A 15612-nucleotide genomic window follows, 5' to 3' on the forward strand; every position below is an offset into this window, starting at 1 on the left:
AGAAAGACAAAGGGGCCTTGCGATGATGCGGGCCCCTTTGCTTGTGTTTAACTTAAACCGCTTCGTCTGCTGGGGCGCGCAGGGTTAACCACAACAACGCACCACCTGCCAACATCAAAAACGGTGCCATCGCAAGGTTGACTGCTTGCCAGCCAGATTGCGCATCGCCACCGGAACAGTTCATCAATCCGCCTGACGCCAGTGACGCCATGGTGACACAGCCAAAGACGATCATGTCGTTCAAACCCTGGACACGGCCACGTTCGGCATCATCATAAGCCCCGGCCAGCATAGTCGTTGCGCCGATAAAGCCGAAGTTCCAGCCAATGCCAAGCAACACAAGGGCGATGAAAAAGTTTGCAAGCGTCACACCCGACAGGGCGACCACACCGGCCCCCAGCAAGATAACCAAGCCCGTTGCAACAATATTACGTGTCCCGAAGCGGGCAATCAGATGTCCGGTGAAGAAGGAAGGCACATACATGGCAAGCACATGGGCAGAGACAATATCAGCCTCTTCGCCATTCACAAATCCACAGCCGACAACCGCCAAGGGCGTGGATGTCATCACGAGGTTCATCAAGGCGTAAGACACCATGGCACAGATGATCGCGACGGCGATGATGGGATCTTTCAGCAACTCCATTTTGCTGCGGCCTTTGGGGGCGTCAGCAGCGGGGGGCGTCGGTTTTGGAATGCTCAGGAAGAAGAACAGAAGGGACCCAATCGCGTTCACCGCAATCACGCCCATATAGGTGCCCGCAAATAAGACGGGCATGGCTTCTTTCGTGACCTTGACCAGTTGTGGCCCAATGATCGCGGCCAAAAGCCCACCAGCCATAACCCAAGAAATCGCCTTAGGGCGGAAATCTGGCGTGGCCGTATCAGCGGCTGCGAACCGATAGAACCCATGTGCTGACATATAGACACCGGTAAAAAGCGACCCGAGACAGAAAATCAGGAAACTACTTTCATACAGCCCCCAGAGACTGATCGCACCGCCAATTCCGCCACAGATTGCCCCGGCAAAGAAGCCCGCTGCACGCCCGTATTTCTGCATAAATGCACTCATCGGCTGCGCAGCTAGCATTGATCCCAACACGATCAACGTAATGGGGAGCGTCGCAAAACAAGGGTTTGATGCCAGTTGCTGCCCCGCAAGCCCGCCCACAGTAAAGATCATAGGCATCTGTGCCCCAAGGAAAGCTTGGGCAGCAATCAGGATGAAAACATTTCGTTTCACCTGCGGATCAATCGGGGCTGGGGCAGCGGAAGTGGTGTTCATATCGCAAGCCGTAGCGCGTTCGCGAGGGAAGGAAAAGATGAAATGGTGCGTGTACCAATGATTTATTGTTATCTAGGCCATTCAAGCGCTATGACGTTGCGAAGGTTCAGTAAGGGCACCCCACAAAGGACATCACCTATGACTTCAGAAATGCGGATCATCACGGGGCCTGACGACGTGACGCACGGCGCGGACTGGCTTGCTAAGCAAGTGCCTGAATTGGCACGGATCTTGCCGCAACTCAGGCCTTTGCCGCTGCGCCTTAAGCCGGATGGGTTTGGGGCTTTGGTTGATGCGATTATTGGTCAACAGATTTCAACCTCGGCGGCCAATGCAATTGCACAGCGAATGAAGGATGCTGATTTGGTGACACCGGCACAAATTTTATCTGCAAGTGACGATGATTTACGTGCGGCTGGACAATCGGTTCAAAAGATCAAATATCTGCGCGCGCTTGCTGAGGCAGATCTTGATTATACGGCTTTGCGGGATGCATCCCCGGAAGAGGCCATCAAAACTTTAACGGCGCTGCCTGGGATTGGCCCTTGGACCGCTGAGATCTATGCGATGTTTTCGCTGGGGCATGCGGATGTGTTTCCAGCGGGTGATTTGGCCCTCCAGGAGGCCGCTAAGGTTTTGTTTGATCTCGCTGAGCGCCCCAAACCCAAAGAAATGCGCCTGATGGCGCAAGCTTGGTCCCCCTGGAGATCAGTTGCAGCGCGCGCGCTTTGGGCCTACTACCGAGAGATCAAAAAACGTGATGGCATTAGATAGAGGTAGGACATGCGGGAACTGGAATTCAAACGGCAGGAAGCGCAAAGCGGCAACACGAAATCTGTGGTGATCTTTCTGCATGGCTACGGTGCGGATGGGGCAGATTTGCTGGGCCTTGCGAATCCGCTGGCGGCGCATATGCCTGACACAACGTTTTACGCACCTGATGCCCCGGAACGTCCGGCCATGGCACCCATGGGACGTCAATGGTTTTCGATCCCATGGATTGATGGGTCTAGCGAAGAAGATTCGGCTGCCGGGCTTGAGCGTGCCAGTGAAGATCTGAATGCTTTCATCGATATCGTCTTGCAGGCGGAAGAAATTACGCCGTCTGAATTGATTTTGTTGGGCTTTTCACAGGGGACAATGATGGCTTTGCATGTGGCGCCCCGCCGTGAGTTTAAGATGGCTGGCGTAGTTGGTTTTTCTGGTCGTTTGCTTGCGCCAGAACGTTTGGAAGCCGATTTCATCACGCGACCACCTATCTTGCTGTTGCATGGTGATCAGGATGATGTCGTGCCAATTTCATCCCTGTCTGAGGCGGGTGACGCGCTGCAGGCGGCTGGGTTTGACACCTATGCCCATGTGATGGAAGGGACGGCCCATGGGATCGCTGAAGACGGGTTATCTGTTGCCTTAACCTTTATGCGCCAGATGCTGAAATACGATAACCCGCAATAAACTGTCATAAAAATGTCGCCACACTGCGGTACCTTAAAACGTGAAGGTGCTATATGATGGGGTTGCTAGATGTGAGCTACCATATATAGTCGACCTAAGCAGAGGCGGGATCCCGCCTCGACAACCTGTTGGTTTCGGGTCAGATCCCATTTGGCACGCGACCTGCATAGGGCGGTGATGCGTATGGACGGTGGACAACAACACAGAGATTCTGGTCAGTCGGCCCCGGTGGTGGCGGGGCTTCGAACACTTGTTTTAAATGCAAATATGCAGCCACTCAGCTGGGCGCCACTCTCGGTTTGGGATTGGCAAACGGCATTTGTCGCAGTCCACCAAGACCGGGTGTTTCAAGTCAAAACATATGAAGATGTTCAGGTGCATTCCGCATCTGATAGTTTTGATGTGCCGGCGGTGGTTGCCTTGAAAAGCTATCGCAAGCGTAAGAATGCAGGTTTCACACGATATAATCTGTTCCTGCGTGACGAATTTCGCTGTCAGTATTGCGGCGAACGATTTGCGGCCAAGGATCTGACCTTTGATCACGTGGTCCCCCGCAGCAAAGGCGGTGGATCGAACTGGCTTAACATCGTTGCCTGTTGCTCCAAGGACAATCTGCGCAAAGCCAATAAGACACCGCGCCAAGCGGGGATGAAACTATTGCGTGAACCCTTTGAACCCAATGCTTTCCAGCTGGACAAGGCCGCAAGGCGACGCCCTTTGGCGAAGTCATCACTGCACAACAGTTGGATGGATTTTCTGTATTGGGACGCCGAGTTGGAAACCTAGGCAGAACAGCTTGCCCCGCCGAGAACGCAAAACTTGGCACAATGCGGATGATTGAGCGCGACGTCTTTTTCGGCCTCTTCCAAACTGTGACCCAAGTCAAACTCTTCCGCATAGGGAAGCAGGGTGCAAGCCACCACCGACGGGGCTTGGCCGTGCCGTTTCACAACCATTCGAGATGACGCACACATGATGTCATTGGGGGATTTGTTCAGAATTCCCCAGCAGTCCACGGTGATTTCAGGCACATCAACAGCTTCGTCCATTTCCGGGAAAAGAACTGTCATTCCAGGGTTATACGCATCAATCTTAAAGTCGTTATCTGCGTATAGTTTTGCGTAACCATCCCGCGCAGAACGATCATCCTCGTTCCAAAGCTGGCGGCCAGCCGCAGCCAGGTGCGCCCCAATGGAATTCAGCCAACGCATGCCTTCAAGTGTTTTGGCGAAACTGTCTTTTCCGCGCATTTTGTCATGATTTTCGGCCGACCAATGGTCCAATGAAATGCGAAACGTGATCTTTTCCCCGAACTCTTGCACCAGTGCCTCGATCCCAGATTTCACAGAGTTCCGCATCATAGGACGCATAGCGTTGGTCAGGATCAACACCTCATATCCACGCTCAAGCGCGGCACGGCACATGTGATTAAATTCAGGGTTCATATAGGGTTCGCCGCCAGTGAAGCCGATTTCTCGCACTGGCCATTTACGCGCGGACAATTGATCAAGATAGTCGGCCACCTCAGTCGCGGACATATAGACCAACGCATCGTTGGTGGGCGAGCTGAGGATATAGCAATTCACACATTCGATATTGCACAGGGTTCCGGTGTTGAACCAAAGGGTTTGTGGATCGCGAAGGGGAACCGAAGCGCGACGCTCGCCTTTCGCGGTGATTTTTGGGTCTTTGAATTTTTGTGCCGCCTGGAGTGTAATTGCCTGATCGTCCATATGTATATGCCCTTTTGTCGTCTTGGATGCAGCCTATCCTAGCCATGTCTGCGCGAAAAGATGTTCACTGGTACATGACGCCATTGTGAAGGCTGATCAACCTGTTAAACTCTGCGCAATTCTGGGTGATATTTGGTTCGCGCACTTGCATTGGTAGCGCTAACATATATGATGCCCCCAAACCAAACTGCCGTTCAGGCGAAGACATTCAGAGGATCAAATGGTATCACGCGTTATCCCGGTTGAGGTCTTTGACCTTGTGATATTTGGCGGCACAGGTGACTTGGCCCGTCGTAAAATTTTACCTGGCCTGTATCGTCGTTATCTCGCAGGGCAAATCCCAGAAAATGCACGGGTTATCGGCGCTGCGCGGACCGACTTGGATGATGCTGGTTATAGACAATTTGTGAATGACGCGATCTGTGAATTCGTGAAAAGTTCGAAACACGACAAGGCCCATATCGACGCTTTTGTAAGCCATATCCATTACTTGCCTGTTGATGCTTTAGGGGATGCGGGATGGAACGAATTGGCCGCGATGATGCGCCCCGACGTGATCCGGGCGTTCTATTTCTCTGTTGCGCCGCGTTTGTTTGGCCCATTGGCAGAACGCCTTCATGACCACGAAATCGCCGATGGTGACAGTCGTATCGTGGTTGAAAAACCGTTTGGCCGCGATCTTAAAACGGCCAAAGCGTTGAATGGGGTTCTCGCTGAAAGCTTTGATGAAAAGCAAATCTACCGCATCGATCATTATCTTGGCAAAGAAACTGTGCAAAACCTGATGGCTGTGCGTTTTGGCAACATCTTGTTTGAACCGCTTTGGAACAGTCAATATGTCGATCACATCCAAATTACGGTCGCCGAAAGCGTGGGTGTTGGTGGGCGAGGAAGCTATTACGACAAGTCTGGCGCAATCCGTGATATGATCCAAAACCATCTGATGCAGCTTTTGTGTTTGATCGGTATGGAACCTCCCAGCGAATTTGAGCCGGATGCGGTTCGAGATGAGAAACTTAAAGTTATCAGAGCGTTAGATGCGCCGGATCCAAAAGACATCGTGCGCGGACAATACCGTGCGGGTGACGACACGGCGTCTTACCTGACCGATGCGGAGAACCCAGAAAGCAAGACGGAAAGCTTTATCGCTATGAAGTTGGGCATTTCGAATTGGCGTTGGAAGGGTACACCGATCTATCTGCGTACCGGAAAACGTCTGCGCGAGCGGACAAGCGAAATCGCAGTCGTTTTCAAAGATCCGCCACATTCCATTTTCGGTGAACAAGAGGGTCGCCGTGGCAATGTTCTGGTGATCCGTTTGCAGCCAAATGAGGGTATGAACCTTCGAGTGACCATCAAAGAACCTGGGCCTGGCGGTATGCGCTTGATTGAAGTGCCGCTTGACATGAGCTTCGCCGAGGCCTTGGCGGATGGTGATGACATTCCCGACGCATATGAACGCCTGATCATGGATGTGATGCGCGGAAATCAAACGCTGTTTATGCGTGGTGATGAAGTCGAGGCTGCCTGGGCTTGGACTGATCCGATTATTGAAGCATGGGAAAGTGCTGGGAAGAAACCAGTTGAATATGACCCCGGTGGTTCCGGACCTGATGACAGTCTAATGTTGTTGCACCGCGATGGTCGCCGTTGGAGAGAGATTAAAGCATGAATATCATCAAATATGCCGACGCCGAGATGATGATGATCGATGTCGCCCAAGAGATCGCATCGGATTTAGAAACGGCTTTGGAAGCGAATGGAAAAGCGTCCTTCGCTGTGCCTGGTGGCACAACACCTGCGCCCTTGTTTGACGTTCTGTGTGCGGCAAATATCGATTGGGCAAATGTTACGATCGTGCAGACTGATGAACGTTGGGTGAAAGACAGCTCACCGCGATCAAATGCGCGCTTGATCCGTGAACATCTGCTTGCGGATCGGGCCGCGAAGGCGACGTTTGTTTCCCTGTATAATCATTGCGAGCAGCCCGAAGACGAGATCGAAAAAACCCGCGAAAAGGTCGCTGAACTTTTGCCGCTTTCGGTGGTTCTCTTGGGGGTTGGTGCGGATATGCACACCGCCAGCCTGTTTCCTGGCGGTGATAACTTGGCCCTTGCCATTGATCCGTCTGCGCCGTTGGTGATGCCGATGCGTGTCGACAGTCAAGATGAGCCGCGGATCACATTGACCGAGCCCGCGTTGAACTCTGCCATGGCGAAGCACATTGTCGTCACAGGGGACGAGAAGCTTGCAGCGCTTGAGAAAGCCAGCGGTCTGTCCGCAATGAGAGCTCCGGTTAACCGTATTTGGGGTGGTGCACGTATCCACTGGGCAAAAAACTAGTTTAAGATCGAAAGTTAAACCCATGTGGAATAAGCTGAAATCACACATTCAATCCGCTCAAGAAACACCTATCTCGGGTTTGTTTTCTGATCCCGGTCGTGCCGAAAGATTTTCGGTTTCGGCGCTGGATATGCTGTTTGATTATTCGAAAACAAGTCTGACGGATGGCTGTGTGAGCACATTGACCGAGATGCTTGAAGAGGCAGGTTTTACGCAACGCCGCGCTGCAATGCTGTCAGGTGACCACATCAACGAAACCGAGGATCGCGCGGTTTTACACACTGCATTGCGTGCGGCAGAAAGTGATACGATCCTTGAGGATGGGCAAAATGTCGTGCCCGAAGTGCATGAGACATTGCGCCGTATGTCGCGTTTCACGAATGCGCTGCGCGATGGTACATTCAAGGGGCAGGGCGGCGCGATTACAGATGTCGTAAACATCGGTATTGGCGGATCTGATCTTGGTCCCGCTATGGCCTGTCTCGCGTTGAAACCTTACCATGACGGGCCACGCACACATTTCGTATCCAACGTGGATGGCGCGCATATTCATGAGGTATTGCAAGGTCTTGACCCTGAAACAACGCTGATACTTGTGGCCTCAAAGACCTTCACAACGATTGAAACCATGACCAATGCGCAAACGGCACGCGATTGGATGGCAAAACAGGTGCAAGATCCTGGCGATCAGTTCGCGGCCTTGTCATCTAACCTCGAAAAAACTTCTGAATGGGGGATCCCGGCAGAACGTGTTTTTGGCTTTGAGGACTGGGTCGGTGGCCGATATTCGCTTTGGGGCCCTATCGGTTTGACAATTATGATCGCAATTGGTTCGGATCGATTTGCACAGTTCCTGCAAGGGGCCCGTGAAATGGATCAACATTTCGCAGACGCCCCGTTGACGCAGAATATGCCCGTAATGTTGGCATTGGTTGGGATTTGGCACAATCAGGGACTTGGGTATAGCACGCGCGCAGTTTTGCCTTATGATCAACGTCTTAGTCGACTTCCGGCTTACCTTCAACAACTTGAAATGGAAAGCAACGGCAAGTCAGTGCGCATGGACGGATCACCTGTTCAAGCCCATTCTGGCCCCATTGTTTGGGGGGAACCGGGCACCAACGGGCAACACGCATTTTACCAGTTGATCCACCAAGGCACGCGCGTTGTTCCTTGTGAGTTTTTGTTGGCTGCCGAAGGCCATGAACCTAATCTTGTGCATCAACATGAACTTTTGATCGCGAATTGCTTGGCGCAATCAGAAGCCCTAATGACCGGACGCAGTCTGGAAACAGCCCGTGATATTATGCAGGAAAAGGGTTTAGTGGGGGAAGAACTTGAACGCCAAGCCCGTCATCGGGTGTTTTCGGGGAACAGGCCATCTACGACGTTGCTCTATCCGAAGTTGACCCCCAAAACCCTAGGAATGATCATCGCGCTCTATGAACATCGGGTGTTTGTTGAGGGGGTGATGTTAGGTGTCAATTCTTATGACCAATGGGGCGTCGAGCTTGGCAAAGAACTTGCCGTCGCGTTGCAGCCGATTGTGTCGGGACAGTCCAGCAGCGATGACAAGGATGGGTCAACTCAACAGTTGGTCAGCTATGTTCAAAACCTGCGCAACTAGGCTGCGGGCAGGGCACCGTCTAGCAAAATAAACCTTTGCTTAAGGTCCTCGGACAGGGGGCGTTTGCCTTGGCCGTCGGGTTCCAGGCACACAACGACCGCTTCGCCGGTTGCGCGTAAACCATCGCTCCATAATGCGTATTCCATCGTGAAACTTGTGTTGCGAAACGCCTTGGTACGCGCGGTCACGAGATAGCTTTCGCCCATATGCATTTCGCGGATGTAATCGGCAGATACGGACTTAACGACAAGGCGAGGGTTATCGTCACCCGGTTGATACGTCGAAAGCCCCCATTCCCTCATATAGGCGACCCTGACGTTTTCGAACCATGCGAAGTAAACCACATTATTAACGTGATTCAGACTGTCCAGCTCATGGAAATGAACGCGGTCAGCCATGCCGTAAGGCCAGTCGCCTTCATAGCCAAACCGAGACATTTCTGCAGGTGAAAGCGGGGTGTGATAACGGGTTTCCATGTGACGCAATTAACGGAAGAAAATGCCTGGTTCAAGGTTTTGTAGGCCCCAAGGACGAACACCAGTTCTACACTCGGGTTGAACCGAAAGATCTGCACTGACTTTTCAGTTTGTCTGAGTGGTAAATTAGTGCATCGGAAAGTGACGTGGCTTAGCTTTCACGGGCGATTGTTGCGGACACAAGCAGCCCTGGATGCGTGTTGGTAAAGTTAATCGTACCGCCATGTATTTCGATAATTTCAAGGGCGATGGATAGCCCCAATCCCACGCCTTGGTCCGTAGGTTTTGGGGCCGCGCTTTGGGGGCGGCCACGTACAAATGGCAATAAAACCTTGTCGATCTGATCGGGGTCTATGCCTGGCCCATTGTCTTGAATGCTGACGTGGAACATGTCCTTTGTCAGGGGAAGCACCTCAATCGCGGCTGTGTCTCCGTATTTCAGGGCGTTGTTTATCAGGTTCGAAAACGCCCGGCGTAATTTGTCGGGCTGCCCGGTCATCATACAGGCACTTTCAGATTTAATTGTGATCTCTGTTGCAGGCGAAAAAACCGAACCCGGAGATTGCATATCAAGGTGACTGCAGGGATGGAACGTCACGGGCTTCCCTGTGTCGCGGTAGTCATTCACAAGGCTTTCCAGCAAGGCGACCAGCGAAAAATTATGCGTTTCCTCAGGCTGGGAGCGAATACTGAGAAGGTTAAGGGCGCCATCAACGATGCTTGTGACCTCATCCAAGTCGGATTCAAACTTCACGCGCAAATCTTCATCTTCGAGCAATTCATTGCGCAGCCTTAGACGGGTGACTGGTGTGCGTAGATCATGTGAAATCGCAGCCAAACTTCGAGATTTTCGATCTTGTTCGATGCGGAATTGATCCGTGAGATATTGAAGGCGATGGTTGATGGTATGTGCTTCGGTGGAAGCAAGAACATCTAACACTGTGTCCTGTGTTTGACGTCGCGCGAGTTGTTGGAAGGGCGCTGTCAGTTTCAGAGAAAGGGCCAGCGCAAGAGAAATGATCACGGCAAATCCAAACAAGCCAATCAATACGACCATCGGCTGACTTAGCCGGTCCTTCCAAATGGTGGGGGCTGTGATTTCTAACGTGGCACCATCGGGCATAAACACAACGAGACGGGCTTTGATATCTTGCCTCGCCATGCCATGGGACAGTTTTGATAACCGTTGACTTGCTGTTTGGTCGGAACGTCCGGCGCGTAATGCATCGGGAAGGTTCGGTGGTTCCTGAAATACCACAGCACTGCGCAATCGATCTTGTTCCAATTGTAAAATAAGGAGCACGGATTGACTTGGCAGTGGGGTGTTGAGGCCACGATGACGTTCCATACTATAGACACCAGAGGTAAGTTGAGTTTGATCTACCAAACCGGGATCAATGGCGCGGCGGATCAATGCGTGCAGCGATGCCCCTGAGTTCTGTGCGATTGTGAGTGCCGTGCTGCGTTGGTGTAAGCTGTGAGTCACCCATGCCGACAGCAGGGTGGTTGCAACGCAAACCAACATTATTATCAATGGGATACGTTGTGCTAATGCCCCGGGGATAAAGCGCGCCATGTGCTGGGAATACCCTGAGCGCATATTAACCTTGTCCCTGTATATCAGCACAAAATTGGTACCCACGGTTGCGGATGGTCCGAATGAAATCCGCATTTGCGTCAACGGCGTTCATCTTTTTACGCAGCCGACTGACCAAAATATCAACGCGTCGGTCTTCTGGATCAAGATCGATGTTGAACACCAGTTTTCCGATGTCTTCGCGTTGCACAGGGATTGGGACTGCATCGATCAATTGTAACAGCAAAGCATATTCGGTTGAGCTGAGCGGCAAGTGAATATTCTGAGGGCCGTGCAGTTTCTGATTGCTGCGATCTAGCGTCCAACCGTTGAATGAAACCTTGCCGGAAATGCGTTTTTCGGTACGTTCACTGCGGCGCAATAGGGCGGTCATTCGTGCAAGTAACTCACGGGGGTTGAAGGGTTTTTCAAGATAATCATCCGCGCCAAGTTCAATGCCATGTATTCGTTTTTCGTCACCCTTTTCTGCAGATAGGATGATCAAAGGTACGTTGGATGTTTGGCGCACCCATTGGCAGAAGTCCAAGCCACTTTTCCCAGGCAACATGATATCGACAATAAAGATGTCGAAATCTTTGGGGGAATGATTTTGGGCGTCCTCAGCTGAATTGGAGACCACACAGTTGAAATCGCGACGTTCCAAATAGGTCGACAGCAGAGCTGAGATTTCAGCGTCATCTTCGATGATGTGAACTCTGGGCACGAGATTGGACCTTATTCTTAAGTTGGCGGGCAGCTTGCGGGCAGGTTAGTCATGGCATTGGACGCATTGTTTCGCAAGACTGTTACAAAACGCAACAAAACGACGGCTGGGCGGCCGGAGCTTTCGGCGTAGCATTCCCTAGGTTTGAAATTGCCTGAAATTGATTCTGGGAGGAACTCATGACACTTATTTCGAAAACACTTGTTGGTGCTTTGGCTTTGACAACGGCATTGGCGGCGCCCTTGAAGGCTGACCCAACCGCTGAGGTTTTGCACTACTGGACATCCGGCGGCGAAGCCCAAGCTGTGAAAGCTCTGCAAGAAGCATTCGCTGCCCGTGGCGGCAGCTGGGTTGACGCACCTGTCGCTGGTGGCGGTGGTGATGCGCAAGCTGCGGTTCTGCGCGCACGTGTATTGGCCGGGGATCCACCTGCTGCGGTTCAGATTAAGGGCCCGAATATCCAAGAATGGGCCGAAGCTGGTGCGCTTGGCGACTTGTCCGCGGTTGCGACGGCACAGAACTGGGATGCAGTGTTGCCCGCTGCGATCCAAGATATCGTAAAATACGAGGGCAACTATGTTGCTGTGCCTGTCAACGTGCACCGTGTTGATTGGATTTGGGCGAACCCTGAGGTCCTTGCCAAAGTTGGCGCAACCGTGCCGACCACCTGGGATGAATTCAACGAAACTGCAGACAAACTGCTTGCGGCGGGCATCATTCCCCTGGCACACGGTGGTCAGCCTTGGCAGGACGCAACCGTTTTTGAAACCGTTGTTTTGGGCATTGGTGGCGTCGATTTTTACCGAAAAGCTTTGGTTGAATTGGACATGGACGCGCTTGGGTCTGACACGATGGTTGCTGTCTTTGATCAGATGCGCAAAATGCGCGGCTATGTTGATCCGGATTTCCCTGGTCGTGACTGGAACCTTGCGACCGCAATGGTGATGCGCGGCGAAGCTGCGATGCAGATCATGGGCGATTGGGCAAAGGGTGAATTCGCTGCCGCTGGCAAAGTTCCAGGCGTCGATTATATCTGTGCATCCACACCGTCTGAGAATGGTTACCTGTTGAATTCAGACAGCTTTGCCATGTTCAATGTGTCTGGTGAGGATAATGTCGAAGGCCAAGCATTGTTGGCTGAACTGATCCTAGGCACTGATTTCCAAGAGACATTCAACGTGTTGAAAGGGTCAATCCCTGCGCGGACAGATGTGCCACGTGACAGTTTCGATGATTGTGCGATCAAATCAATGGATGACATGGTCTCTGCCGCTGAAGGCAATACGTTGCTGGGCTCAATGGCGCATGAAATCGCACAAGCGGGGGCTGTGCGTGGTGCGTTCATCGACGTTGCAACTGCGCATTTTAACTCTGATATGTCGTCCGCTGATGCGGTGGCACAGTTGGTCGATGCGATCAAACTTGCGCAATAATTTGAATGAATCACATGGCCTGGTATTGTCCAGGCCATGTATCCACTGTTTACCCGGAGGAGGTCTAACGTGACCCATCCCCCCCTGAAAATTGCGGATAGAATTGCGCGCTGGTTGCCCCAAATCGTTGTGGCACCCTGCTTTGCGGCGATCCTGTTCTTTGTATACGGATTTATCGCATGGACGGCGTATATTTCCTTTACGAAATCAAAAATGTTGCCGAACTATAACCTGATCGGCACCCGCCCATATGAACGTCTATTCCAAATGGATCGCTGGGGTGTCGCACAGGAAAACCTGTTCATCTTCGGGATCCTGTTCATCGCCTTCGCGATTGTTATTGGGTGCCTGTTGGCTGTTCTGCTGGACCAAAAAATTCGTGCGGAAGGGTTCATTCGTACAATTTATCTATATCCAATGGCGATTTCTTTTATCATCACTGGCACGGCTTGGAAGTGGATCATGAACCCGTCCCTTGGGCTTGAAACGGTGGTACGCAGTTGGGGCTGGGAAAGCTTTTCCTTCGGCTGGACCAATGACGCAAATCTGGCGGTTTACGCTTTGGTGATGGCGGCGGTCTGGCAGAGTGCTGGGTTTGTGATGGCCTTGTTTCTGTCTGCATTGCGCAGTGTGGATCAGGATATCATCAAAGCCGCCAGCCTTGATGGCGCGTCACCTTGGAAAATCTATATGCGGATCATCTTGCCATCCATGCGCCCGGTGTTCATGAGCGCGATTGTCATCCTGTCGCATCTCGCGATCAAAAGCTTTGATCTGGTGGTTGCGCTGACCGGCGGTGGCCCTGGGTATTCATCCACTTTACCTGCGAATTTCATGTATGAAATGACGTTTCGGCGCAATGAAATCGGGATCGGCGCGGCCTCGGCGATGATCATGCTGGCGACGGTTGCTGCGATCATGGTGCCTTATCTTTATTCTGAATTGCGGGGGAAAAAACATGTCTGATCAAGCGACATTTAACCAACCGCGCACCGGGGCATCAATTGCTTTGCGCGTCTTGCTTTGGGCTGTGCTGATCGTCTTTGCGATATGGTTCTTGCTGCCTGCCTATGTGGTGGTTGGGACATCCCTGAAGGGACTAGAGGAAATTCGCGGCGGGTCGCTGTTGGCTTTGCCCCACGAGCTTAACTTTTCGTCTTGGCGTCACGCTTGGTCTGAGGCCTGTATCGGTGTGAATTGCACCGGACTTGAGCCCTACTTTTGGAATTCTGTCGGCATGGCGATCCCGTCTGTGATCATCTCAACCCTATTGGGTGCGCTGACCGGGTATTCCCTGACAAAGTTCAAATTCAAAGGCGCAAATCTGGTCTTTGCCTTGATCCTCTTTGGCTGTTTCGTACCCTTTCAAGTGGTCATTCTGCCCATGGCGGTAACCCTTGGTAAAATTGGCATCACCAACACGGTTTATGGGTTGATCCTTGTGCACTCGGTTTATGGCATGGCCTTTACCACGCTGTTTTTCCGCAACTATTACGTCACCATCCCGGATGAATTGGTGCGCGCGGCGACGATTGATGGGGCAGGGTTCTTTACCATCTTTCGCCGCATCATTTTGCCGCTGTCACCACCGATCATTGTGGTGTCGGTGATCTGGCAATTCACCCAGATCTGGAATGACTTTCTGTTTGGGGCAAGCTTCACGACAGGGGGCGCGCAGCCGATCATGGTTGCGATGAACAACCTCGTGAACACCACAACAGGCGTTAAACAATACAACGTCGATATGGCCGCTGCCCTGATCACCGCTGCCCCCACAATTTTCGTCTATATCATCGCGGGCCGCTACTTTGTGCGCGGTCTCACCGCTGGCTCGGTTAAAGGATAAAACATGGCTTCTCTGACAATTAAAAACGCGGTTAAGCGGTACGGAAATGTGGAAGTCCTAAAAGGTGTCGACATTGACCTGCAAGACGGTGAATTTCTGGTGCTTTTGGGCGCATCTGGTTGCGGTAAATCAACGCTTTTGAACATGATCGCCGGGCTTGAAAGCGTCACCGAGGGGGAAATTTCCATCGGGGATCGCGTGATCAACGACGTTCATCCCAAGGACCGTGACATCGCCATGGTGTTTCAATCCTATGCGCTATACCCGAATATGACCGTGGCCAAGAACATCGCCTTCGGTCTTGAGATGCGCGGTGTGCCAAAGGCAGAACGCGAAACGGCCGTGCTTGAGGTGGCGAAGATGTTGCAGATGGATCATCTGTTGGATCGCAAGCCAGGTCAACTTTCCGGCGGCCAACGTCAACGGGTTGCCATGGGGCGCGCGCTTGTGCGTCGCCCAGAAGTGTTCCTGTTTGATGAGCCCCTGTCAAATCTTGATGCAAAGTTACGTTTGGAGATGCGTACTGAAATCAAACGGTTACACAAACGTCTTAATGCGACGATGGTATATGTAACCCATGATCAAATCGAGGCGCTGACCTTGGCCGATCGCATTGCCATTCTGAAAGATGGCGAAGTGCAACAACTGGCAAGCCCCGCAGAAATCTATGACCAACCTGTGAATATGTTTGTTGCGGGTCTTGTCGGGTCTCCGCCCATGAACTTTATCAAATCCAAGGTTACCCAAGCGGATACCGGTCTTGTTGCGGAGGTCTCTGTGTTGGCAAACGGCGTTGAGCAACCCATGTTGTTGGATCTGTCGCAACAGCCTGCGGATCTGACCGATTGGATTGGACGCGAGGTTATCGTCGGTCTTCGTCCTGAGGCGATCACTCAAGATGGGCAGGGTGCCAGCTTTGACAGCGATATTGATGTGACCGAGGCGACGGGGGCAGATACGCTATGTGTGCTGACCTGGAATGGGCAGGAGGTCATGGCGCGGGTTAGCTCGGGATATGCACAGATCATCGAAGGCACAATGGCATTTTCTATCGATATGTCGCGTGCAAGCCTGTTTGACCCTAAAACGGAAATGCGCTTGTCTTAAGTGGCCA

15 protein-coding genes are annotated in these 15612 nt (G+C 52.2%); 10 read left to right on the forward strand and 5 right to left on the reverse strand.

The window, feature by feature from the left end:
* Positions 1–52: 52 nt before the first annotated feature.
* The gene (locus RJ38_RS06185; RefSeq protein ID WP_052245229.1) at positions 53–1285 is read right to left on the reverse strand and encodes an MFS transporter; all 1233 of its coding nucleotides are present in this window, start codon (positions 1283–1285) and stop codon (positions 53–55) included.
* 138 nt (positions 1286–1423) lie between these two features.
* Between RJ38_RS06185 and RJ38_RS06190 the strand changes: the two genes are divergently transcribed.
* From RJ38_RS06190 to RJ38_RS06200, 3 genes are all read left to right on the forward strand, one after another.
* Positions 1424–2059, forward strand: coding sequence for a DNA-3-methyladenine glycosylase family protein (locus tag RJ38_RS06190; RefSeq protein WP_082005658.1), 636 nt, complete (start codon positions 1424–1426; stop codon positions 2057–2059).
* A 9-nt stretch (positions 2060–2068) separates the two neighbouring features.
* Positions 2069–2740, forward strand: coding sequence for an alpha/beta hydrolase (locus RJ38_RS06195; RefSeq protein WP_039018018.1), 672 nt, complete (start codon positions 2069–2071; stop codon positions 2738–2740).
* Positions 2741–2923: 183 nt separating this feature from the next.
* Positions 2924–3526: an HNH endonuclease gene (locus tag RJ38_RS06200; protein ID WP_052245230.1), complete on the forward strand. Its 603-nt coding sequence runs from the start codon at positions 2924–2926 to the stop codon at positions 3524–3526.
* Here RJ38_RS06200 and RJ38_RS06205 read toward each other — a convergent pair.
* Positions 3523–4473 (reverse strand): radical SAM protein, encoded by a 951-nt coding sequence (locus RJ38_RS06205; RefSeq protein WP_052245231.1) that lies wholly within the window; start codon positions 4471–4473, stop codon positions 3523–3525. The two genes, RJ38_RS06200 and RJ38_RS06205, sit on opposite strands and share 4 nt — an antisense overlap.
* A 220-nt stretch (positions 4474–4693) precedes the next feature.
* Between RJ38_RS06205 and zwf the strand changes: the two genes are divergently transcribed.
* The 3 genes from zwf to pgi are packed head-to-tail and all read left to right on the forward strand — an operon-like array spanning position 4694 to position 8443.
* Entirely contained in the window at positions 4694–6145 is a 1452-nt protein-coding gene (gene zwf, locus RJ38_RS06210; protein WP_039018019.1) for a glucose-6-phosphate dehydrogenase, read from the forward strand.
* Positions 6142–6816 (forward strand): 6-phosphogluconolactonase, encoded by a 675-nt coding sequence (gene pgl, locus RJ38_RS06215; RefSeq protein ID WP_039018020.1) that lies wholly within the window; start codon positions 6142–6144, stop codon positions 6814–6816. The genes zwf and pgl overlap by 4 nt, the downstream gene beginning before the upstream one ends.
* Positions 6788–8443 carry a glucose-6-phosphate isomerase gene (gene pgi / locus RJ38_RS06220; RefSeq protein ID WP_272945937.1) on the forward strand — a complete coding sequence of 552 codons (1656 nt, stop codon included), beginning with the start codon at positions 6788–6790 and terminating at the stop codon, positions 8441–8443. Before pgl ends, pgi begins: the two co-directional genes overlap by 29 nt.
* Here the strand turns inward: pgi and RJ38_RS06225 are convergent.
* The 3 genes from RJ38_RS06225 to RJ38_RS06235 form a co-directional block, all read right to left on the reverse strand.
* On the reverse strand, positions 8440–8919 hold the full coding sequence (locus tag RJ38_RS06225) for an acyl-CoA thioesterase (RefSeq protein ID WP_039018022.1): 480 nt from the start codon (positions 8917–8919) through the stop codon (positions 8440–8442). The genes pgi and RJ38_RS06225 overlap by 4 nt on opposite strands.
* Before the next feature lie 151 nt (positions 8920–9070).
* The gene (locus RJ38_RS06230) at positions 9071–10495 is read right to left on the reverse strand and encodes a sensor histidine kinase (RefSeq protein WP_162183553.1); all 1425 of its coding nucleotides are present in this window, start codon (positions 10493–10495) and stop codon (positions 9071–9073) included.
* Between the two features lie 25 nt (positions 10496–10520).
* Positions 10521–11219 (reverse strand): response regulator transcription factor, encoded by a 699-nt coding sequence (locus tag RJ38_RS06235; protein WP_052245233.1) that lies wholly within the window; start codon positions 11217–11219, stop codon positions 10521–10523.
* 179 nt (positions 11220–11398) lie between these two features.
* Between RJ38_RS06235 and RJ38_RS06240 the strand changes: the two genes are divergently transcribed.
* The 4 genes from RJ38_RS06240 (at position 11399) to RJ38_RS06255 (ending at position 15605) form a co-directional block, all read left to right on the forward strand.
* On the forward strand, positions 11399–12652 hold the full coding sequence (locus RJ38_RS06240; RefSeq protein ID WP_039018025.1) for an ABC transporter substrate-binding protein: 1254 nt from the start codon (positions 11399–11401) through the stop codon (positions 12650–12652).
* Positions 12653–12721: 69 nt separating this feature from the next.
* A complete protein-coding gene (locus tag RJ38_RS06245; protein WP_039018026.1) occupies positions 12722–13618 on the forward strand; it encodes a carbohydrate ABC transporter permease in 897 nt (298 codons plus the stop codon).
* Positions 13611–14498, forward strand: a complete 888-nt coding sequence (locus RJ38_RS06250) for a carbohydrate ABC transporter permease (RefSeq protein ID WP_039018027.1) — start codon at positions 13611–13613, stop codon at positions 14496–14498. Before RJ38_RS06245 ends, RJ38_RS06250 begins: the two co-directional genes overlap by 8 nt.
* 3 nt (positions 14499–14501) lie before the next feature.
* The gene (locus tag RJ38_RS06255; RefSeq protein ID WP_039018028.1) at positions 14502–15605 is read left to right on the forward strand and encodes an ABC transporter ATP-binding protein; all 1104 of its coding nucleotides are present in this window, start codon (positions 14502–14504) and stop codon (positions 15603–15605) included.
* Positions 15606–15612: the final 7 nt, after the last annotated feature.

The organism is Halocynthiibacter namhaensis, from assembly GCF_000812685.1.
Lineage (GTDB): Bacteria > Pseudomonadota > Alphaproteobacteria > Rhodobacterales > Rhodobacteraceae > Halocynthiibacter > Halocynthiibacter namhaensis.

Coding starts and splice junctions, on each gene's coding strand:
- RJ38_RS06195 (WP_039018018.1), top strand. CDS start 2,069: ATGCGGGAACTGGAATTCAAACGGCAGGAAGCGCAAAGCGGCAACACG.
- RJ38_RS06250 (WP_039018027.1), top strand. CDS start 13,611: ATGTCTGATCAAGCGACATTTAACCAACCGCGCACCGGGGCATCAATT.
- zwf (WP_039018019.1), top strand. CDS start 4,694: ATGGTATCACGCGTTATCCCGGTTGAGGTCTTTGACCTTGTGATATTT.
- RJ38_RS06185 (WP_052245229.1), bottom strand. CDS start 1,285: ATGAACACCACTTCCGCTGCCCCAGCCCCGATTGATCCGCAGGTGAAA.
- RJ38_RS06190 (WP_082005658.1), top strand. CDS start 1,424: ATGACTTCAGAAATGCGGATCATCACGGGGCCTGACGACGTGACGCAC.
- RJ38_RS06205 (WP_052245231.1), bottom strand. CDS start 4,473: ATGGACGATCAGGCAATTACACTCCAGGCGGCACAAAAATTCAAAGAC.
- RJ38_RS06225 (WP_039018022.1), bottom strand. CDS start 8,919: ATGGAAACCCGTTATCACACCCCGCTTTCACCTGCAGAAATGTCTCGG.
- RJ38_RS06230 (WP_162183553.1), bottom strand. CDS start 10,495: ATGGCGCGCTTTATCCCCGGGGCATTAGCACAACGTATCCCATTGATA.
- RJ38_RS06200 (WP_052245230.1), top strand. CDS start 2,924: ATGGACGGTGGACAACAACACAGAGATTCTGGTCAGTCGGCCCCGGTG.
- RJ38_RS06240 (WP_039018025.1), top strand. CDS start 11,399: ATGACACTTATTTCGAAAACACTTGTTGGTGCTTTGGCTTTGACAACG.
- RJ38_RS06255 (WP_039018028.1), top strand. CDS start 14,502: ATGGCTTCTCTGACAATTAAAAACGCGGTTAAGCGGTACGGAAATGTG.
- pgl (WP_039018020.1), top strand. CDS start 6,142: ATGAATATCATCAAATATGCCGACGCCGAGATGATGATGATCGATGTC.